Genomic DNA, 21,160 nt, shown 5'->3' with positions numbered 1-21,160 from the left:
TGAAAGGAGGTGAGAAAGATGAGAAAAGACTGGAAACAGCCATTATTAGAAGTCTTAGATGTTAGAATGACAATGAATGGGAATGGGAATGCAGTGCCTGATTGCTTTGATGTAGGTGAGCAAAATGGTCAATTAAAAGGAAATGTTGATATGGATACATCAAATGCTAGTTGCCTAGGAAGTTAAGAATACTATTAATTTGTGATTAAGCACGTTAATGATTGGCATAGGATCCGTAAACTAAGTTTGCTTTGTAGTATTTGAGAGTTACATGGATGTTAAGTAATTTAAAAAACTTGGATAGTTAATTGTTAACATGTTGACAGATTACCTTTAAAAAAGTAGAGGGGTAATTAAGACAAGTCCCTCCCTTATACCTTAAACAAGTATAAGGGAATCTTAATTAGTTATATTTTTAAGGAGGAAACACTGTGACAAAGCAAATCTCTTACACAGCATTCGGACTAAAAATTTCAAGCGAATTTCCTCTACCAGAGTTACTTCCAATCAAAGAAGATAAAGCACCCGATGTTGTCATAAAAAAAGCCGACCTACAACAAGTCTGGTTTGAACATTCAGAGGTTGATCAGTATTTTGTCATCGATGAAACATTCATCATGTTTAGAATGCCAGAAGTTGCGATTTTTCTTATCAAAAATGGAAACGAAATTCTCGTTTCTCCATTTGACAATGCTCATGAAGACCACATTAGGCTCTATACGTTAGGAACTTGTATGGGGGCAATCTTAATGCAAAGAAAAATCCTCCCCTTACATGGTAGTGCGGTTGTGATCGACGGAAAAGCATATGCGATTGTAGGTAATTCTGGTGCAGGAAAATCCACATTAGCTTCGGCTTTTATAAAGCGAGGTTATCAACTATTAAGTGATGATGTAATACCTGTAACGTTAAATGAATCGGGATGTCCATTCGTTACACCTGCTTACCCTCAACAAAAGCTTTGGTTAGAGAGCTTGAGTCAATTTGGGCTGACATCAGATGGATATCGTCCAATTATCGACCGTGAAACAAAATTTGCGATACCAGTAATGGATCAATTTGTAACCGAACCTATGCCACTCGCTGGAGTGATTGAACTTGTCAAAACAGAAAATGAAGAGATTTCAATACAGCCAATTCAAAGTTTAAAAAGGTTACATACATTATTCGTTCATACGTACCGTAATTTCTTTATTGAACCTTCAGGATTAATGGATTGGCATTTTCAAACGACAGTTAAAATGGCTAATCATATAGATCTATTTCATTTACAACGACCAGTATCAAGGTTCACTGCCCATGACTTAACGGAATTAATTTTAGAAACGGTATATGAGGAGGAGAAAGTTATATGATAAAAAATCAAAATATTACAAATAATCATGTCGTTAGTCAAATAGAAGGTAATATCGTTTCCGATATGGATGGGGAAAAAGTGATGTTAAGTATCCATAATGGGAAATACTACAACCTTGGGGATATAGGTGGAGAGATTTGGGATTCGATCAAAGAACCAATTACGATTGAAGACTTAGTAATTAAATTACAGGCACAATATGATGTCGAAAAAGCTGAGTGTGAGGAACATGTGGTTACCTTTTTAAGTCAATTATTAGATGAAGGGTTAGTACATGTAGAAGATTAGAACTGTTTCGGAGGTATCTATGAAAATAATAAAACGCGTTAAATCATTTTTCGAATTAAAGTGTGAAACAAAGAAATTATTGTTAGAAGCATTTCTCTATTTAGGGTGGGCAAGGTTTTTGAAAACGCGTCCTTTCGCTAAGATTGCGCCTTCACTTGGTCAAAAAATGGAAGAGACGACTTATACTCCGAACATGGCAAATAGAGAGACATTACTAAATGTATCAAACGCAATCCATATTATGAGCCGTTATACATTATGGGAGAGCCAATGTTTGGTAAAGGCCATAGCCGGGATGAAGATGCTAGAGAAGAGAAACATTGAAAGTACTTTGTATTTAGGGACGGGGAAGGACGACGAAGGGAAATTCGCCGCTCATGCATGGCTTAGAAGTGGGCCTTTTTACGTATCTGGTTCAGAAGGAATGGAGAAATTCACCGTGATCGCTAAATTTGCAAAGGAGATTACGCCTGAGAAGGTTGAGGGAGAAAGTTATGGATAAATCAATCAACACAGCTGCTATATCAAGTGAACTTACCTATATTTTTGATTTATTGAAAGATAACGGTAAGGGTATGAAAATACCAGAGTTAGATTGGGACTTGTTTTTAAATCTTTCATTACACCATCGTGTCTTTCCATTGCTTCATTCAAAGATGAAGAACCTTGAAGGTCCCGTGCCGGTCCAAGTTTCAAAGTTTATGCAAGTACAATATCAGCAAAATATTTTTAGAATGATGTCCTTAGCCGGAGAGATGGAAAAGGTCAGTGACATCTTTTCTAAGAGTAAGATAAGAACACTCTTTCTAAAAGGGCCTGTTCTTGCTCATGACCTGTATGGAGATTTATCGCTTCGTACGTCAAGTGATCTAGATTTTCTCATTCCGATTGAGCATCTTGAGCGAGCAGAGGAGATTCTAGTGGAACTTGGATATGAAAAAGATGATTATATTGAAACGGTATTAAACGATTGGCGCTGGAGGCACCATCATGTGACTTACTATCATCCTGTGAAGCAGATGAAGCTTGAGATTCATTGGCGTCTACATCCAGGTCCTGGGAAAGAACCAAGTTTTCAAGAGTTATGGAGGCGAAAGAACGAATGTTCTGATAAGAATACGCCTGTATACTTGCTTGGAAAAGAAGATTTATTTGTCTTCCTCGTTGCACACGGTGCACGGCATGGTTGGTCGCGGCTGCGCTGGTTAGTCGATATCCAAAAAATCATGAAACAGGAGCTCGATTGGAATAAAGTTTATCAACTTTTTCAAAGGTATCACAATCCTCACGTGGGTGGTCAGGCAATCATTTTAGCAACACAATTATTAGAAGCTGAGTTTAAAGAAGAAATGTCTCCATTTGTAACAAATACAGCGGTGAGGTTAGCTCAAGAAGCTATTTTTTATCTGGAAAGAATGGTGAATTTGCATACAGATCCTGTACCAAAAGAGATAGCAAGTTATCATGCAAGTCATCTTTTTTCATTAATGTCAACCCAGCAAAAAATGATTCACCTTCTCAGCTTATTACATCCGTTTCCTGAGGATGCTCAAACGTTACCATTACCGAAATCCCTTCATTTTCTCTATTTTCCTCTGCGACCTGTCTTATGGGCTTGGAGGAAAACGAGGAAACAGGCTGTTTTGTAGGAGGCATCGATATGAAAGATATTCTCTATTTTCTTAAACAAATTCATGCTTATGCTGGGAAAAAGCTATACACGAATATGTTTGCCATGATGTTAATTGGCTTGCTTGATGGGATTGGGATTTTATTGTTAGTTCCGATGATTGCGCTGACTGGCGTTGTGAACCTAGATGCAGAAGGGACGCCTTTAGCTGGTGTACTTGGCTTTTTGCAAGACATTCCTGGGGCGGTGGGCCTTCCTGTGATTTTAGCCGCTTTTGTTTTAATTGTCATTGGTCAAAATCTAATCCAAAAGCAAATCACGATTCGAAATACAAAAATCCAACATGGCTTCTTCCGACATATGCGCGTTGAAACGTATCAGTCATTGCTTCACGCTAATTGGAAGTTCTTTATTAAGAATCGCAAGTCTGATTTGATTAACTTGTTAACGGCTGAGATTGCTCGGTCCAGTGCGGGGACTCATTCATTCTTGCAATTTTTAGCTTCGCTTATTTTTACATGCATTCAAATAGGTCTCGCGTTTTGGTTATCAACCAGTATCACTATGTTTGTCTTAGTTTGCGGGCTGTTTCTGCTATTCCTTAACCGTAAATTTTTAAAGCGTTCTCTGGAGTTAGGGCACCGGAACTATACGTTAGGGAAAGAGTATTTAGGAGGAATTACCGATCAAATCAATGGTATTAAAGATATTAAGAGTAACACATTAGAAGAATCTCGAATGGACTGGTATAAAAAAGTAACGGCAAGTATGGAGAAAGAACAGGTGGAGTATACCGTTTTAAAAACGACTTCACAAGTTTACTATAAAATAGCTTCTGCTGTTTTTATTGCCATCTTTATTTTTATCGCAGTGAATCTTTTTAATGCCCAAGCTGCTCAGCTTATGCTAATTGTCATCATTTTTTCAAGGTTATGGCCTAGAGTTTCCGGAATTCAAGGTTCCTTAGAACAAATAGCCACAACTTTGCCGTCTTTTAAAGCAGTGAAAGCATTACAAAATGATTGCAAATCGGCGAAAGAGTTTGAGAATATTAGCAGTTCAGACGTGGAACCAATGAAGGTACGAAAAGGAATAGAATGCCAAGACATTCATTTTCGTTATAACGACTCTAGTTACGCGTTGCAAAATATCAACCTTTCTATCCCAGCAAATCAAATGACCGCTTTTGTCGGGCGTTCGGGAGCAGGAAAGAGCACGCTAATTGACTTACTCATGGGGTTAAATCAAGCAGAGCAAGGCGAAGTGCTCATTGATTGTACTCCTTTAACAAGTGACAATCTCATTTCACTTAGAAGAGCGATTAGTTATGTCCCACAAGATCCATTTTTATTTAATGCGAGTATTCGTGAAAACTTGCAGTTGGTTGTACCGGATGCAAGTGAAGAAGAGATGTGGGATGCGCTAGAGTTCTCTTCAGCGGCTGAGTTTGTAAGAAAACTCCCTGATGGTTTGGATTCTCTAATCGGAGATAGAGGCATTAAGTTATCTGGAGGGGAGCGCCAGCGTCTAGTGTTGGCACGGGCGGTTTTACGTAAGCCATCGATCCTTGTGCTCGATGAAGCGACAAGTGCGTTAGATACAGAGAATGAGGCAAAAATTCAAGCAGCCCTTGAACGGTTAAAAGGAAAGATGACCATTATTGTCATTGCCCACCGTTTGTCAACGATTCGAAATGCTGATCAAGTCGTGGTCCTTGACGAAGGAAAAATCATTCAAAAAGGTGGATTTTCGCAACTTGCTGAAGAAAAGAGAAGTACTTTCCGTCATTTATTACAAAACCAAATCGAAGCTGCACACTAATTAAATTTGATTAGGCCCACTAGCAGTGTGTTAGTGGGTTACCTATTATTAAGGAAAAAAGGGAAATAGAATGGAGCGAGCATTATTGGGAAAAGCAGGAGGGAAAACAATGATCATTTTTTTATTACTATTTGTCGTTCTGATCATTTATACGATTTGGGATAATAAACGGATTGTAGTGGTGGAGCAAGAAATAGTGATAAACGAGTTACCTGCTGAGTTTGAGGGGTTTCGCATTGTTCAAGTAACTGATTTGCATGAGAGAGAGTTTGGGAAAGACCAGGAGAGGTTGTTGGCAAAAATTAATTCAATCGACTATGATGCCATTGTCTTTACGGGTGATATGTTAGACAGTGCTACGAGTTCAAATTTTCAATCATTTTACCTTTTAATAGAAGGAATACATAATAAAGAGCATGCCTTATACGTTTCTGGTAATGCTGATCCAAAGAATTATACTTTGCATCCTGACCAATCATTTGGAAAATCGTTGTTTATTAAAGGGATGGAAGAACGAGGAGTTAAGCTGCTAGAAACCATTCACAGTATTAATAAGGGAGGAGCTAGCCTACACTTTGCTGAATTTGAAATAGCTATATTAAATACAAAGAGCAAACATAGAGAGTATGAAACAAAGACAGGGCCGAATAGAGAGGCTTATCAAGCTTATAGTCAACATCTCCAACAGTTAGTAAAGGAAATCGAAATTCTAAACGATATGGAAAAGTCTGATATACTGATTGCTCTTACGCATTACCCAGTCGTTGATAATCGAGTTGATTACATAATGTCTAGTTCACCGTACAATATAAAGGAGTTTGATTTGCTGTTAGCTGGACATTATCACGGGGGCCAAATTCGTCTTCCATTTTTGGGAGCCTTGTTTGTTCCTGAACCTTGGTATGAGAGGGGAGGAATTCTTCCACCAAGGGACCGTGTGAAAGGTTTATGGGAGTATAGAGGCATAAAACAATATGTCAGTGCAGGACTTGGTAGCAGTGATGCGCTTCCGTTCTTACAGTTTCGCTTTTTGAATCCTCCTGAGATTAATGTACTAACCCTACGAAAAGAGGTTGTCTCAAACTAATTTTAACTTCGCTACATAAATGGGACAGCCTCTTTTCCTAAGAACTGCTTTATTGTACTAATTATTAACAGTGCGCCGGTTTTTCCTTATAAACTCTCTTACTTCTGCTGGTGTTAGGCCAATCGATTTCGCCTCTTTTATTAGTTCTGTCCACTCTTGTTTGATTTTGTCTTTCGTATTTGTCGTAACCACATTTTTAACCCCCCCATTACTTTTGTTCTGATTTCAACCAGAACATTTCCCCTATTCTGAATTTTTTCTTAAAATTGATACTGTATCTTCCTTTTTCTCTCTACTAAAATAGTATCATAAAAAATTTGGTAGAATAAGAATCGTTTTCCATGAATTTACAATAAATGCTAACTCTATCCGACGGTATTCGACAGGTTTCTGCTATGCTCGTAGTGTTATGTGGGTAAACACAACAAAATTTTATCTTCTTTGTCTTGTTAAGTGTACTTATCTTAATTTTTTATCAGGGTCAATCTCATGACAGAAAAGAGTTCAATAATGTTCTACTACATTAATTTGCAAGGGATTGTTGTTGAACTATTGACAATAACCTAAATTCATGTGTATAATTACTTCGAAATCGAGATAAAATTTAAGGATATGATCATAATGAACTCAAATGAATTGAATAACCAAGATCAATCTCTCAAATTATTTGTTGTTATGACTCGTGCAATGGAAGCTATCACAAAACGTGTAGAGGAAGACATCAAAAGGTACGGTCTTAATCCAACAGAGTTTGGGGTTTTAGAACTATTATATAGTAAAGGAAATCAGCCCATCCAAAAAATTGGAGAGAAAGTCTTGCTTGCGAGTAGTAGCATTACGTATGTTGTAGATAAGCTTGAAAAGAAACAGCTGCTTGAGAGACAACCATGTCCAAAAGATCGACGTGTTACTTACGCAGCCATAACAGACAAAGGAAATCAGTTAATGGCTGATATTTTTCCTAATCACCGTCAAGCCATTGAAGAAATCTTCGGAGGTTTGGATTACGAAGAGAAAGAAGCGATGATCGCCAACTTGAAAAAGTTAGGATTCTATGCTCAGGAGATTTAACCTGTGTAAACTAAATTAAAAGAAATAAACTTGGATTAATAGGAATATACTTCACACAAAGGAGAGTCTTTATTTGAAGTCAATTGACCCGAATGAGCTTGCTGAACGTGAAAATTATAAATTTTTAACCGGAAGTATTATACCAAGACCAGTAGCGTTTGTTACGACACTTTCAACTGAAAACGTACTTAATGCTGCACCGTTTAGTTACTTTAATATCGTATCTGCGAATCCACCGATGATTTCTATCTCTGTTCAACGAAATGAGGGGAATTTAAAAGATACATCGAGGAATGCCATCGACCGTAAAGAATTTGTTGTGCACATTTCTGATGAGTCCTATATAGAAAAAATTAATGAGACAGCTAAGACACTTCCTCCAACTGAAAGTGAAGTAATCGATGCAAAACTAACACAAGTTGAAAGTTTAAAAGTCAGTGTACCGGGTATACAAGAAGCAAGAATTCGAATGGAATGTGTTCTAGAAAGAGCAATTCCTTTAGGTGGGACAGAGGAGAATCCTTCCTGCGATTTACTGATCGGCCGAATTGTTACGTATCATATTCGTGATGATCTTTATAAGAACGGAAGAATTGATGCGATCGGATTAGAACCAATAAGTCGATTAGCAGGAAGTTCCTATTCAAAATTAGGAGAAACATTTCAGTTGAAACGTCCAACGTAAGTACGCCTTTTGAATGAAAGGCTTTCTCTTTACGATAATATCTCAATTTCATAATATATGAATTTATTTAATATGAGTTGATTTTGATTAGGGGGTGATCGGTTTCAACCTGACCTACATATGAACAAAAATGGAGTGATAACGAATGAGTTTTCTAAAAAAATTATTTGGTAATTCTAATTCAACAAAAAAGGAGAGTTTTAATATGTCAAACGTAAAATTAGCAGTTATTTATTATAGTTCTACAGGAACAAACTATCAATTAGCAAAATGGGCTGAAGAAGGCGCGAAAGCAGCAGGTGCAGATGTGAAAGTAGTAAAAGTACCTGAATTAGCTCCCCAAGATGCGATTGAGTCAAACCCTGCATGGAAAGCCCATGTTGAAGAAACGAAAAATGTTCCAGAAGTAACGTTAGATGATCTTGAGTGGGCAGATGCAATTATCTTTAGTGTTCCAACACGCTTTGGTAACATGCCTGCTCAAATGAAGCAATTCATCGATACAACAGGTGGATTATGGGCTAACGGCAAACTTGCAAATAAAGCAGTTAGTGCGATGTCTTCAGCTAGTAATGCACATGGTGGTCAAGAAGCAACAATCCTTTCGTTATATACATCAATGTACCATTGGGGTGCGATTGTAGCATCACCTGGTTACACAGATCCAGTGCAATTTGCATCTGGAGGAAATCCTTATGGAGTAAGTGTAACGGTTGGTCAAGACGGAAAAATGCAAGAAGATGTTGAAGAAGCTGCTAAGTATCAAGCGAAACGTACTGTTCAAGTAGCTGAGTGGATTAAAAAAGGTAATCAATAGTCACAGTAAAGCGTAATCTTTTGGATTGCGCTTTCTTTAATAAAGAAGTGCTCGAATTTAATCAAACGTTTGTTTAATTTGTCGAATTTACTTAATGCTAAGATAGACATAGATTATTTTCAGATAAAAGACATTTACCACTTGAAAAGTCAAAGAAGGTCAAATATAATAATGATAGAGATAATATTCTTTAAAGCCAACAAGGCTTTTTCTTTTATACTATTGGTCAAAGTTAGTCAAAGTCAAATAAAAATCTAAATCAAGGAGGATTGAATTTAAAATGAATCTATGTGAAAAATGCCAAAGCAAACCAGCGAATGTGAAACTGAATTTAATTATTAATAATTCTAAAACACAAATGTCACTATGTTCAGATTGTTATAGTGATACACAAACTCAATATGGTATGTCTTCATATCATTTTGATGATTTCTTCAAAGGGTTTATGAATTCACAAAATGCGTCATCGAATGGCTTTACACAACAGCAAGTGAAGGAAGCGGTTCCTAACCAAGGTGGAAATGGGTTTCTTGATCAACATGGGCGAAACCTTTCAGAAGAAGCAAGACAAGGTCGAATTGATGCAGTAATTGGACGCAATAAAGAAATAGAACGAGTGATCGAGGTGTTGAATCGTCGTTCAAAAAATAACCCAGTCTTAATTGGTGAAGCTGGTGTAGGTAAGACAGCGATTGCTGAAGGATTCGCTCTAAAAATTGTAAAAGGCGAAGTGCCAGCTAAACTTCTAAATAAGGAAGTTTATGTACTAGATATAAGCTCCCTTGTTGCTGGGACAAGTTATAGAGGTCAGTTTGAAGAAAAGATGCAACAACTTGTAACTGAGTTACAAAGCCGTGATAATGTGATTCTTTTTATTGACGAACTCCATATGATGGTTGGTGCAGGTAGTTCGTCTGAGGGTTCTATGGATGCAGGCAATATTTTAAAGCCAGCCTTAGCTCGTGGTGAATTCCAACTCATTGGTGCTACTACTCTAAAAGAGTATCGTATGATTGAGAAAGATGCGGCTCTAGAACGTCGTTTTCAACCGGTGATAGTGAAAGAACCAACGACAGATGAAGCATTTGAGATATTAAAAGGAATTCGTTCTATCTATGAGAACTATCATAATGTCAAGTACTCTGATGACGTATTAAAAGCTTGTGTAACGTTATCAGATCGCTACATTCAAGACAGATTCCTACCGGACAAGGCGATTGATTTACTTGATGAAGCTGGCTCAAAACTAAACTTATCACAAGGGGTTACGGATAAAGACAAACTCCAAAGTCGTTTAAAACAAATTGTTCTTGAAAAACAAGATGCAACAAAAAATGAAGATTATGAAAAAGCTGCAAGCCTACGTGATGAGGAACTTTCATTAAAAAGGAAGCTTGAAAATGATGTAGTTGAGCCGGTAACAGAAGTAACGGTTGAACATATTCAAGATATTATTGAAAAGAGCACAGGAATTCCTGTCAAAAAACTTCAAACGTCTGAGCAGTCAAAAATGAAAGATCTTCAATCAAACCTTGCTAAAAAAGTAATTGGTCAGGAGAAGGCGATTGAAAAAGTCGCAAAAGCGATTCTTCGTGCTCGCGTAGGTCTAAAACCGAAAGCTCGCCCAACTGCTTCATTTCTCTTTGTCGGTCCAACAGGAACAGGTAAAACGGAATTAACGAAAACCCTTGCTGCTGAATTGTTTGGAAGTAGAGATTCGATGATTCGTCTAGATATGAGTGAATACATGGAGAAACATTCTGTATCAAAACTTATTGGATCTCCTCCAGGATATGTAGGTCATGATGAAGCAGGTCAGTTGACTGAACAAGTACGTAGAAATCCGTACTCAATCATTCTCCTAGACGAGATTGAAAAAGCACATCCTGATGTGTTAAATATGTTCTTACAAATCATGGAAGACGGACGTTTGACAGATAGCCAAGGAAGAGTAGTTAACTTTAATGAAACGGTCATTATTATGACTTCGAATGCCGGTGTTACAGATAAAAAGCTTGGCGCGATTGGCTTCAATGAAACAGAAGGTCAAAGTGTACTAGCTACACAAAGTATTTTGGAAAACTTAAGAGATTACTTTAAACCTGAATTTTTGAATCGCATCGACTCGGTTATCGAGTTTAGCCATCTTCAAAAAGAAGACTTAATCAAAATTATAAATATTATGCTTGAAGACTTGCAAAACACATTGAATGAACAAGATTTAAATTTGGACGTAACACAAGCAGCTAAAGAAAAAATTGCAGAACTTGGTTATCACCAGGCTTTTGGAGCACGTCCATTACGTCGAACGATCCAAGAACACATTGAAGATCAAATTACGGCTCTGATTATTACAAGTGAGCAAAAATTCAAAGGGTTTAAAGTGGACGTATTTAATAATGAAATTAAAGTAGAAAGTCAATAAAAACAAGCGAGCAGTAGGGATTAAAATATCCTTACTGCTTTTTGCTGTATCAAGAATTTAACATTAAGATGCAAACTACGATCAAATAGAATGAGAAGTTGTTTACTGGATAAAGTAGAACAAAGGATCAATTGAAGAAAGGGGAGGTTACATTGTCATCCAAAGAGAAAGATTCTAAATTTGAAAGTGGGAAAAGGTCAAAGTAAAGGGTTGTACGGATTAGATCCAGAGCAAAGCCTTTTGTCTGTAAACTTTGCTACAACTGATAATTTATACTTCCGTGAGCATGGGCAAGAAAATGACAAAGAAAATTAATTGTAAATAAATTTTTTCCTTTGAGTACTTAAGCTAGAATAAGTACTCTTTTTTCATTTAATGAATCAATAGGAGAATAAACATACACTTTTAGGGGAAATTACAAAAAAGTCTGTTCTTATGAGGTAGCGAGATGAGTGATACAAGTAATACTTTAGTTCGTGAAATAGGAAAAAACCTCTCAAGATTCGAGCAGTTATTTCAAGATTGCTCTGATGTAGTCTATCGTACCTTTCAAGTTGAAGGGAGAGTTTCCTACATCATTTATGTTGATGGTCTTGTTAACACGACGGATATACAAAACCATGTTGTTCAAGACATACTGACTCATGATGGTCAAAATCTTTCATTGGAAAGAATTGAACAAGAAGTTTTATCGCTTGCTGATGTAACAGAAAGTGATAGTTTAGATGAGTTAACAAAGGTCATTCTTGATGGAAGTGCGGTCCTTCTTTTGGATGAATATGAAAAAGCTTTAGTCTTTCCGGTATCAGGATTTGAAACAAGAGCTGTCTCGGAACCCGAATCAGAATCAGCCATTAGAGGACCACGTGAAGGGTTTATTGAGAATATACGGGTGAATACGTCTCTACTTAGACGAAAAATACGGACACCGAATCTAAAAATTGTTACAAATAAGCTCGGTGAACAAACGAAAACTAGTCTTGGTATCGCATATATAGACGGAATTGTAGATAAGAAAGTACTACAAGAATTACACAACCGGCTTAACCGAATCAAAATTGATGCAATCCTTGAAACTGGTTACATTGAAGAACTTGTAGAAGACCATCCATGGAGTATATTCCCACAAGTCGAAATTACGGAAAGGCCAGACACCGTAGCGGCCAATCTACTTGAAGGCAGAATTGCCATTTTAGTTGATGGTACTCCATTTGTGATGATCATTCCAACAACGTTTTGGCAACAATTTCAGGCTAGTGAAGATTATTATGACCGATTCTATATTGCTATTTTCCTTCGATTTATTAGATTTTTCTTTCTAGGCGTTGCACTACTTTTGCCAGCGTTATATGTAGCCACAACAACGTATCATCAAGAAATGATTCCTACGAATTTATTATTAAGTATTGCTGCTAGTCGGGAGGCTATCCCTTTTCCTGCTGTTGTCGAAGCATTAATTATGGAAATATCATTTGAAGCATTAAGAGAAGCAGGGGTTCGGCTCCCAAAAACAATTGGTCAAGCTGTAAGTATTTTAGGCGCTCTTGTAATAGGTACAGCAGCTGTAGAAGCTGGGATTGTATCAGCGCCGATGGTGATTATTGTTTCTTTAACTGGAATTGCTTCTTTCACGATTCCTAAATTTAGCCTTGCGATTTCAATTCGTTTATTACGGTTCCCCTTAATGATCTTAGGAGCAGTTTTTGGGATGTTTGGCATAGTCATTGGAATGGTAATAATCTTAACCCATTTGTGTAAAATGAGATCTTTTGGAGTGCCTTTCTTTGAGCCAATGGCGCCACTCAAGATCTCGGAACTGAAAGATGTTATTATTCGAGTTCCGAAATGGTTAGGTAATAACCGGCCGGAAGAGTTTGTGAAAGAGAATGTTCAAAAGCAAAGCGAAAACTTAAAACCTTCTCCTAGTCAAGGTAAGGAATAAAGTTGGAGGAAATCTCATGAGAAAACTGTTGACACTCTCTGTTTGTACGATTGTGTTCTTATCATTAATTGGTTGCTGGGATAGACAAGAGATTAATGACATCGCCATCGTAACGGCAACTAGTATTGATAAAATCGGTGAAAATGAGTATAAGGTAGCCACACAAGTCCCTTTGCCTGGAGAAATGGGAGGAGTAGGGAGTGACGGTGGCGGTGGTGGAACATCAGGTGGAGCTCTCATCTATTTGGATGCAGGTATTGGAAGAAATGTTCGTGAAGCGAATGCTGAATTACAACAAAGGATGTCTCGTCGAATGATTTTTGGTCATCGGCGAGTTGCCATATTTGGAGAAGAATTAGCACGAGATGGTCTGCGAAAGTCTCTTGATGTTTTGACGCGAACCAGAGAAGCACGACTTACAACGCAAATTTTTGTAGCTGAAGGAGAAGCCATCCACGTGTTAAGTGCTAACCCGCAATTAGAAAACATTTCATCAGAAGCTGTTAGGGAAATCGGGTTCCGTGAATACCACCTTACACTAAGAGATTTTCTTCTAGACTTTCAACAGAAAGGGAATGATCCATTACTACCTGTTATTTCAATTGTACGAAATCAAAGCCCAGATCCCGAGCTTGTGCAAAATCAAATAAAGATAGATAAAATAGCTGTATTTAAGCGAGATAAATTAGAGTTTATTACAAATAAAACGCAAACATTTGCAGTCAAGTGGTTATTAGGAAAAATGGAAGGTCAAGCCTACACAATTGAATGGAAACCAGGTGAAAACATTGTTCTTCGAATAAAAGAACAAAACGCAGATATTTCATATGACATAGAAAACGAAAAACCTGTTTTTTATTTTAACATTAATTTAGCTGGAAATATTATTGAAAATGAAACTAGTTTAAACTTTGAAGAAACCGGGACATTAGAATCGGTAAACGACAGGATAAAGGATGAAATTAATAAAGAAGTTACTTCACTCTTAAAAGAATCATTTTCTAGAGGTATCGATTCACATGGATTGGGATGGTTATTAAATAGACGTGAAAGGGATAGGTGGAATGATGAATGGAAAGATGATTGGCGCGAGAGTTTATCTGAACTTGCTTACGATATTCAAGTTAACAGCGAAGTGGAGTTTACTGGATTAGTGACCCAAGGGATTGGAATTGGAGAGTGATGCATGATGTTAGAAATCATCTTTATTTGGATAGTTTTAATTTCAACGTACTTTATGGGATTAAATATATTCAAAAAAGAAAAGAAGGTTAAGTATCTTTATATTGTATTCTCAGGTATTACGGCATTGATTAGCGTTTTTTTGAGTTATGGAAATTTCCTTGAAAGTTATACAATGTTTCTACAAAATTCATTTGGTGAATTTACAAATATGGTGATCGGAAGATGAAAACCCAAATCTCCCAACGACAACTTGGGTTTCTAGCTGCGAACATGTTTATAGCTAGTAGCCTAATTGTTCTCCCTCAATCATTAATTGATTTAGCTTTGCAAAATACTTGGATCATCCCGTTTCTATTGTTTCTTTATGTGGTTGTACTCATAAATATAGCGTTATTTGGAATGAAGAAAGTACAGTCACTTTCATTGCAACCAAAAAGTATGAGAACTAAATTATTTGCTTTGTTTATGGTAATTTTTATTTCTCATATTTTAGTACGTGACCTGAGAATTATAAGTGGGTTTATAGAAGTAACGCTTCTTCCATTAACACCGACCTTCATCATAACTTTTTTAGTTATTGGTTGTAGTTTGTATATGGCTTGGGCTGGAGTTGAAGTAATTGCAAGGTTTAATGAACTCATATTCAGTATATTTATTTTCGTTATTTTGTTTATTCCCATTTCGTTAATAGGAGATTTTACATTAGAAAATTTCGAACCAGTTCTTGGTTTGCAAGTTATTCCGTCTCTCTTACAGTCTTCCTATATTGGGTTAGCTTGGACAGGCGAATTCATTATTGTTCTGCTAATACTTGGAGCTAGCTCTTCGATAAAGGAGACAAAAAAGACACTTATTTGGGGGGCGGGACTGGGGCTTGGTTTGCTTTTTGTTCTCATTTTCACACAACTTGCAGTACTTGGAGCTGAAATAGTTCGTTATTCGACTTATCCAAGTTATTATCTGGTTCAACAAATTCGGCTAACTGAGTTTTTGGATCGTCTCGATTTTGTTCTTGTATCATTGTATTTCCCTACTGCGTTTTCAAAATTTGCCCTTTTATTATATGGGTTAAATCGAGCGATGAACCTTTTAGTTAACAGTAATAATAAGATAACTTTAGTGCCACTAGCGAGTTTAATGGGGATATTATCGATTTTATTATTTAAAAGCGAGAGTTCATTGTATGAATATCAAATACATACGTGGGCAACACTTGGGCTTTTGTTAGAGCTTATTATTGTTATAGTTATGTTTTTTATTTTGAGAGGAAGCAGTGGCTCGAATCAAAGAGAAGTAACTGAACAAAAATAATTGAGGAAATAACGTTCATGCACGGAACGTATGTTCGTGATTGGTCTTTTGAATGAAAACTTTAATTTGACACAAGTTATATATGAGGTGGTGGAATTATGAAGAAAAAGGGAAAAGAACAGTTTTCTATGCCTACTGAAGCTAATTCAAATGGTGAAATAGGCGTGCGAACGGAATTAGATCCGGCTCATCCCACGAATACGGTAGATCGTTACGCAGGAGATTCAGTTGATGCTCATAAAGAATTAGAAAGAGCCAATGAAGATTTGGCAGAAGAAGAAATTTCTCAAGTGTTTAATAATTCTTAAAACAGGAAGGCCCAATTAAGGCCTTCCTGTTTCAGTATCGCCTAGTATTAAATTGACTTGCAATATAACCAAACATGGATTAATGCTCAATTAAATTAGATAAGTTTACAACTTGCTCATTTTGAGGATCAGCTAATGGGAAAATCCTTGCTGTATCATGATCATCACTTACTCTTTGGATAAAGACTGGTGTATCGTTATACGTTACATTGGCCATTACAGGTGAAGCTGCAATTTCTTGGGCGCGTTGTTTCAGCATAAAGTTCACTCCTTTATTGTTTTGTCGACCTTACTATTTGCATCAAAATATATTGTTATTCATAATCGAATCATAAGAACGTATTTGTCGAATGACACAACGAAAGTGGGGGAGTCAATGAAATTAAGTATTTTAGACCAAGCACCAATCTCAGAAAATCAGACAGCCTCAGATGCCTTATATGAATCAATGAGGTTAGCTGAAGTTGGTGAAAAGTATGGTTATACACGTTACTGGATTGCCGAGCACCATGATCTAGGTGGTCTTGCTTGTTCAGCACCTGAGGTTGTTTTAAGTTACATTGGTTCAAACACAAAAAAAATTAGAATCGGCTCAGGAGCCGTACTATTACCACATTATAAACCTTATAAAGTAGTGGAATTATATAATACATTAGCAACATTATTCCCAGGGCGAATTGATATTGGCATTGGCCGAGCTCCTGGTGGGTCAGCCGAAGCGACCAATGCTTTATCAGCTAACTTTTTACAGCAGGTGTTTCAGATGCCTAAGTCGGTTGAATTACTCTTGAATTTTTTGGAGAATAATCACCCTGACGATCATCAGTTCGCATCTGTTACTGCTGCACCGTTTCCACAAATAGCACCTGAACCGTGGCTATTAGGGACTAGCAAGAAAAGTGCGTTGCTAGCAGCAAAGTATGGCTTACCTTATGCATTTGGACTATTTATGAGTAGTAAAGATGGAATCAACATTATCGATGAGTACAGGAGACAATTTAAAGCTAGAAATAAAGGCGATAAACCAAAGGTCATCCTAACGGTTTCTGTTATTTGTGCAGATACGACCAAAGAAGCCGAAGAGATCGCCCTTAGTTCACTTGTATGGAAATTGATGATGGAAAAAGGAAAAGGGAATGAGGGGGTTCCATCTATTACAAAAGCAAAGGAATTAGCGCTAACGGTTGAAGAGGAACAGAAATTAGTAAAAATGAAAGAAAGGATGATTATTGGTAACTCACAAACTGTGAAAGATAAAATAGCGAGTCTTCAAGAAGCATATCATATGGACGAGTTGATGATGGTCACGATTACATATGACCCAAAAGCACGAAGGAAGTCTTACAAATTAATAGCAAGAGAAATGCTTTAAAAATTTCATATAATTTATAAGGATTCCATATTTGTATTTTTAAAAAATCAAATATAGATAAGTAGAAATACTTAGAGGTAAAAAGAGGAATTCATAGATGGAAAAATAATAGCAATTATATTCGCATAGGAATCGTTAAATTGGCTAATATTCCCTATTTATTAACATTGTTATTATTATGATTTTTAATAAAATGAAGGGTGGGAAAAGTTAAAGGCCCAAACAATCAAATACTGATGAGGAGTGAGTAAATTGGTATCAGATTTATATCCTTCAAGAATTAGCAATGAAGCAAAAATTCTAAAAAGGCAGGATCCGATTATTTATACGAATCCGAATCATTTGGCTACTGGGCCATTATCACAAGACGAATTGCATTCGTATGAAAAAAACGGATATATTTTGTTGAATTCTTTATTTTCAAAAGATGAGGTTACTATTTTAAAAGAGGAACTAAAAAAAACAATGGACCTAAATCGTTCTAATCAATCTAATGATGTTATTAGGGAACCAGGGAGTGATGAAGTTCGTTCTGTTTTTGAAATTCATAAAAACAGTGATTTTTTTAAACGTCTATCACAGAATGAACGAATCGTTTCAATTGCCCAACAAATTTTGGGGAGTCAAGTTTATATTACGCAATCGCGAATTAACTTTAAGCCAGGATTCAAAGGAAAAGAATTTTATTGGCACTCAGACTTTGAAACATGGCATGTTGAAGATGGAATGCCAAACATGAGAGCAGTTAGTTGCTCAATTATCTTAACAGACAACTATGAATTTAACGGTCCACTAATGTTGATTCCAGGTTCGCATAAGTGGTATATTTCATGCCCTGGAAAAACACCAGAGAATAATTATAAGCAGTCTCTAAAGAAACAAGAGCTTGGTGTACCGGATAATGAAAGCTTACATTGGTTGGTCGACGATACTGATAATCAAATCGATCGTGCAACCGGCCCTGCAGGTTCGGTATTATTTTTTGACTGCAATGTAATGCACGGTTCAAGTGGTAATATGTCACCATTTCCTCGAAGCAATGTTTTCTTTGTATTTAACAGCATTGAAAATAAACTAGTTTCTCCATTTTCAGGAGGGCAGCCTCGTCCTGAATTTTTGGCAAATCGGGAAGATGTTATGGCAATTAATCCTGTTAAAGAAGACATACTACAACAACGTATACTTACTTAAAACACTGAAGGGGCATGTACTATAATTGTATGTGCTCTTTTTCACATTAATTATTACAGGCTAACCGAAATTAAACAAACGTTTGATTAATAAATGGACACTAAATAATAGGGGTTTAAAAATCAATCTGAACTTTGTCGATTTAGCTATGTCGACCCGTTGACATTTTTGTTGAATTGTGCGCTTCCCCAGGAAATTTCATTTATTTACTGAATTATCTGATATATATATATACTCGCTTTCAGTAATGTATAAAAAGATAAAAACACCTAACAATAAATGGGTAACCCATTCGATTGGAAGGTGCTGTTCTTGGTACTTATATTATCCATTATAGGTTTATTGTTATTAAGTAGTTTTATCGTTCTAACATATTTTGTAGTAAATGAACGAACTATTGTAGTAGATGAAAAAATGATTACGTTTGTCAGTGAATTAGAGCATCCGATTGTAACAAAGGTAATGAAAGTACTTAGTGTAATAGGTGATACTTGGCCGGTAATCATTATCTCTATTATTTTATTGATTAGTATTCACATTTTATATAATAGAAAAGATGAGGTCATTTTATTTGCAGTTGTGTCACTTGGGTCAACAGTAATCAATCAATTATTGAAATATTTATTTAAACGTGATCGTCCTTTGTTTGATCCGCTCCTTATTGAGTCTGGTTATAGCTACCCGAGTGGTCATTCTATGGCAGCCTTATCCCTATATGGTATTCTTACGTTTTTATTTTGGAGACATATCCCTTCTAGAAAAGGGCGTGTTATATTACTTTTATTTAGTACACTTATGATCCTTTTTATTGGAATAAGCAGGATCTATTTAAGAGTTCATTTTCCTAGCGATGTTTTAGGTGCTTATCTAATGAGTGGATTTTGGTTGCTCATTACAATCTCAGTTTTTCAATATATAAAGGATAAACAACACAAGAAGAAGGATACAGATAAGATAGCATACGATAAATAAAAATAAAGAGGGAAGGGGGAAGTGACTAATAACTATATTTCCACCTTGCCTTAGTTCGTTAGCGAAAAAAATATGGGAGCCAAACATAGGTCGCAAGCACAATGACGATTATTGCTATTAGATTAAGTCGAAAGCCTGTTTTAATCATGTCTTGAATAGATACATACTTTGAACTGAAGATCACAGCATTTGGAGGGGTAGATATCGGTAACATGAAGGCGCATGTAGAAGCTAATGCGACTATCGCCATTAATGTATAAGGTTCTACTCCAATACCACTAGCAAGTCCTACTGAAATAGGTATAAACATATTGGCAATTGCCGTATTTGATAAGATTTCTGTCATAAACAATAAGGAGCAAGCGAAGACAATTAACAAAATAAAATACGGTAGGGTACCGATTCCACTTAAATGCGTTCCAATCCAGCCTGTTAAATTCGTCTCAGTAAAAGCGGCAGCTAGAGAAAGTCCTCCACCAAATAGCAATAGAATGCCCCATGGTAATCGACTCATATCAGTCCACCTCATTAAACTACCATCTTGTGATTGACTAGGAATAAAAAATAAGACAAGAGCCCCAATTAGGGCAATACTTGTATCTGTGATGTCTATAGGCAATATACTCCCGAACATCCAGAACAGTACAGTTGCTAAAAATACGAACGAAACTGCTTTTTCTTCTTGTTTAATCGGTCCTAACTCATCCAGTTGCTGTTTTATGATTTCATTTGGTATTCGACTATGTGATGACATTGGAAATCTAAAAAGGATTAAAAAGAAGAGTGAAATTAACAAAACGACTGTAACTGGAAAGGCGAAAAGAAACCAATCAACGAACGTAATCTTATGATGAAGGACCGTATTCGAAATACCAGCAAAAACAGCATTAGGAACAGAACCGATAAGTGTAGCTAGTCCACCAATTGAAGCTGAATAAGCGACAGTTAAAAGTAAGGCTTTCGTAAAAGACTCTATTGAGCGTTGATCGAACAATCGTTTGTTCTTTATCTCGGAAATTAAAGCAACAGCAACAGGGAACATCATTAAAGCTGTCGCAGCATTTGAAATCCACATAGAAAGAAAAGAAGTGCCCAGTAAAAATCCTAATATTATTCGCTTTGCGCTTGTTCCAGTTATTTGTAAAACATTCATAGCGATTCTTTTATGTAAATTCCACTTTTCTATTGCTAGAGCTATAGTAAAACCACCTAAGAACATAAAGATAATCGGGTTCATATAAGCTATTGCTGTAGATTCTTGACTGGTACCACCACTTAGAGGAAGCAAAATGAGTGGGAGGAGGGAAGTGGCACCAATTGGAATGGGCTCTGTAATCCACCAAGTCGCAACTAACACTGTTATAGCCAATACAGCTCTTGGTTCATTAGGTAATTGTGTTAATGTTGGTATAAAATATAAAACTAGGGCCATAAAAGGACCTAAATAAAGTCCAGTCCATTGACGATTTGTATAATGAATAGGGATCACCACCATTTAGAAATACAAAAATTTTACGTTTCATATAAAGATATGTATGTTGATTGGGATGTAGGACAACTTGTGAAAGATTTTATATCACTTAATCAAGGATTTTTCGCTATATAACGAATTAGATTAATTTCTTTTTTCGTCTCAAAATATAGAGTATTCTTTTGATTTGAGACAAAAAGCGTTCATTTCTTTTGCTTCTGATAATA

At 36.4% G+C, this 21,160-nt stretch carries 23 protein-coding genes; 20 read left to right on the top strand and 3 right to left on the bottom strand.

Translation table 11 applies throughout. The features are described 5' to 3' along the window. Nucleotides 1–18 precede the first annotated feature (18 nt). From AC1FXZ_RS02440 to AC1FXZ_RS02410, 7 genes are all read left to right on the top strand, one after another. Complete coding sequence (locus tag AC1FXZ_RS02440; RefSeq protein WP_480050662.1) at nt 19–186, top strand: paeninodin family lasso peptide; 168 nt, start codon at nt 19–21, stop codon at nt 184–186. Nucleotides 187–431: 245 nt separating this feature from the next. Next, complete coding sequence (locus tag AC1FXZ_RS02435; RefSeq protein ID WP_480050660.1) at nt 432–1,355, top strand: HPr kinase/phosphorylase; 924 nt, start codon at nt 432–434, stop codon at nt 1,353–1,355. Continuing rightward, nucleotides 1,352–1,645, top strand: coding sequence for a lasso peptide biosynthesis PqqD family chaperone (locus AC1FXZ_RS02430; RefSeq protein ID WP_480050658.1), 294 nt, complete (start codon nt 1,352–1,354; stop codon nt 1,643–1,645). The genes AC1FXZ_RS02435 and AC1FXZ_RS02430 overlap by 4 nt, the downstream gene beginning before the upstream one ends. Nucleotides 1,646–1,664: 19 nt before the next feature. Beyond that, the gene (locus AC1FXZ_RS02425; RefSeq protein ID WP_480050656.1) at nt 1,665–2,147 is read left to right on the top strand and encodes a lasso peptide biosynthesis B2 protein; all 483 of its coding nucleotides are present in this window, start codon (nt 1,665–1,667) and stop codon (nt 2,145–2,147) included. After that, nucleotides 2,140–3,294: a nucleotidyltransferase domain-containing protein gene (locus AC1FXZ_RS02420; protein ID WP_480050654.1), complete on the top strand. Its 1,155-nt coding sequence runs from the start codon at nt 2,140–2,142 to the stop codon at nt 3,292–3,294. The genes AC1FXZ_RS02425 and AC1FXZ_RS02420 overlap by 8 nt, the downstream gene beginning before the upstream one ends. An 11-nt stretch (nt 3,295–3,305) precedes the next feature. Further along, the gene (locus AC1FXZ_RS02415; RefSeq protein ID WP_480050652.1) at nt 3,306–5,096 is read left to right on the top strand and encodes an ABC transporter ATP-binding protein; all 1,791 of its coding nucleotides are present in this window, start codon (nt 3,306–3,308) and stop codon (nt 5,094–5,096) included. A 109-nt stretch (nt 5,097–5,205) separates the two neighbouring features. Next, entirely contained in the window at nt 5,206–6,183 is a 978-nt protein-coding gene (locus AC1FXZ_RS02410) for a metallophosphoesterase (protein ID WP_480050650.1), read from the top strand. Nucleotides 6,184–6,240: 57 nt separating this feature from the next. Here the strand turns inward: AC1FXZ_RS02410 and AC1FXZ_RS02405 are convergent, their stop codons facing one another. Then, entirely contained in the window at nt 6,241–6,375 is a 135-nt protein-coding gene (locus tag AC1FXZ_RS02405) for an anti-repressor SinI family protein (protein WP_480050648.1), read from the bottom strand. A gap of 429 nt (nt 6,376–6,804) precedes the next feature. On the opposite strand from AC1FXZ_RS02405, the gene AC1FXZ_RS02400 reads away from it, so the two are divergent. The 10 genes from AC1FXZ_RS02400 to AC1FXZ_RS02355 all read left to right on the top strand — a co-directional run bounded on the left by AC1FXZ_RS02400 (nt 6,805) and on the right by AC1FXZ_RS02355 (nt 15,927). Then, a complete protein-coding gene (locus tag AC1FXZ_RS02400) occupies nt 6,805–7,254 on the top strand; it encodes a MarR family winged helix-turn-helix transcriptional regulator (RefSeq protein ID WP_480050646.1) in 450 nt (149 codons plus the stop codon). A 73-nt stretch (nt 7,255–7,327) separates the two neighbouring features. Next, entirely contained in the window at nt 7,328–7,939 is a 612-nt protein-coding gene (locus AC1FXZ_RS02395; RefSeq protein WP_480050644.1) for a flavin reductase family protein, read from the top strand. 145 nt (nt 7,940–8,084) lie between these two features. After that, nucleotides 8,085–8,756: an NAD(P)H:quinone oxidoreductase gene (gene wrbA / locus AC1FXZ_RS02390; RefSeq protein WP_480050642.1), complete on the top strand. Its 672-nt coding sequence runs from the start codon at nt 8,085–8,087 to the stop codon at nt 8,754–8,756. 280 nt (nt 8,757–9,036) lie between these two features. Further along, complete coding sequence (locus AC1FXZ_RS02385) at nt 9,037–11,181, top strand: ATP-dependent Clp protease ATP-binding subunit (protein WP_480050640.1); 2,145 nt, start codon at nt 9,037–9,039, stop codon at nt 11,179–11,181. A gap of 180 nt (nt 11,182–11,361) precedes the next feature. Then, nucleotides 11,362–11,496: a hypothetical protein gene (locus AC1FXZ_RS02380; protein WP_480050638.1), complete on the top strand. Its 135-nt coding sequence runs from the start codon at nt 11,362–11,364 to the stop codon at nt 11,494–11,496. Between the two features lie 133 nt (nt 11,497–11,629). Then, nucleotides 11,630–13,123: a spore germination protein gene (locus AC1FXZ_RS02375; protein WP_480050636.1), complete on the top strand. Its 1,494-nt coding sequence runs from the start codon at nt 11,630–11,632 to the stop codon at nt 13,121–13,123. A gap of 16 nt (nt 13,124–13,139) precedes the next feature. After that, the gene (locus AC1FXZ_RS02370; protein WP_480050634.1) at nt 13,140–14,306 is read left to right on the top strand and encodes a Ger(x)C family spore germination protein; all 1,167 of its coding nucleotides are present in this window, start codon (nt 13,140–13,142) and stop codon (nt 14,304–14,306) included. 3 nt (nt 14,307–14,309) lie between these two features. Beyond that, nucleotides 14,310–14,534, top strand: a complete 225-nt coding sequence (locus tag AC1FXZ_RS02365; RefSeq protein WP_480050632.1) for a hypothetical protein — start codon at nt 14,310–14,312, stop codon at nt 14,532–14,534. Further along, nucleotides 14,531–15,619: a GerAB/ArcD/ProY family transporter gene (locus AC1FXZ_RS02360; protein WP_480050630.1), complete on the top strand. Its 1,089-nt coding sequence runs from the start codon at nt 14,531–14,533 to the stop codon at nt 15,617–15,619. The genes AC1FXZ_RS02365 and AC1FXZ_RS02360 overlap by 4 nt, the downstream gene beginning before the upstream one ends. A gap of 98 nt (nt 15,620–15,717) precedes the next feature. Continuing rightward, complete coding sequence (locus AC1FXZ_RS02355) at nt 15,718–15,927, top strand: hypothetical protein (protein WP_480050628.1); 210 nt, start codon at nt 15,718–15,720, stop codon at nt 15,925–15,927. A 79-nt stretch (nt 15,928–16,006) separates the two neighbouring features. Here AC1FXZ_RS02355 and AC1FXZ_RS02350 read toward each other — a convergent pair whose 3' ends face one another. Continuing rightward, nucleotides 16,007–16,186, bottom strand: coding sequence for an H-type small acid-soluble spore protein (locus AC1FXZ_RS02350; protein WP_480050626.1), 180 nt, complete (start codon nt 16,184–16,186; stop codon nt 16,007–16,009). 117 nt (nt 16,187–16,303) lie between these two features. Here AC1FXZ_RS02350 and AC1FXZ_RS02345 point away from each other — a divergent pair, with 117 nt between their 5' ends. From AC1FXZ_RS02345 to AC1FXZ_RS02335, 3 genes are all read left to right on the top strand, one after another. Continuing rightward, a complete protein-coding gene (locus AC1FXZ_RS02345; RefSeq protein WP_480050625.1) occupies nt 16,304–17,299 on the top strand; it encodes an LLM class flavin-dependent oxidoreductase in 996 nt (331 codons plus the stop codon). 252 nt (nt 17,300–17,551) lie between these two features. Further along, nucleotides 17,552–18,490, top strand: a complete 939-nt coding sequence (gene thpD, locus AC1FXZ_RS02340) for an ectoine hydroxylase (RefSeq protein WP_480050623.1) — start codon at nt 17,552–17,554, stop codon at nt 18,488–18,490. Nucleotides 18,491–18,802: 312 nt separating this feature from the next. Further along, nucleotides 18,803–19,462, top strand: a complete 660-nt coding sequence (locus AC1FXZ_RS02335; protein WP_480050621.1) for a phosphatase PAP2 family protein — start codon at nt 18,803–18,805, stop codon at nt 19,460–19,462. A 58-nt stretch (nt 19,463–19,520) separates the two neighbouring features. Here the strand turns inward: AC1FXZ_RS02335 and AC1FXZ_RS02330 are convergent, their stop codons facing one another. Next, nucleotides 19,521–20,957 carry an SLC13 family permease gene (locus AC1FXZ_RS02330; RefSeq protein ID WP_480050619.1) on the bottom strand — a complete coding sequence of 479 codons (1,437 nt, stop codon included), beginning with the start codon at nt 20,955–20,957 and terminating at the stop codon, nt 19,521–19,523. Nucleotides 20,958–21,160: the final 203 nt, after the last annotated feature.

It is taken from the genome of Halalkalibacter sp. HAAS-P014, assembly GCF_056619965.1.
The sequence above is the reverse complement of the archived record's forward strand: the minus strand, read 5'-3'. Positions and strand labels throughout refer to the sequence as shown.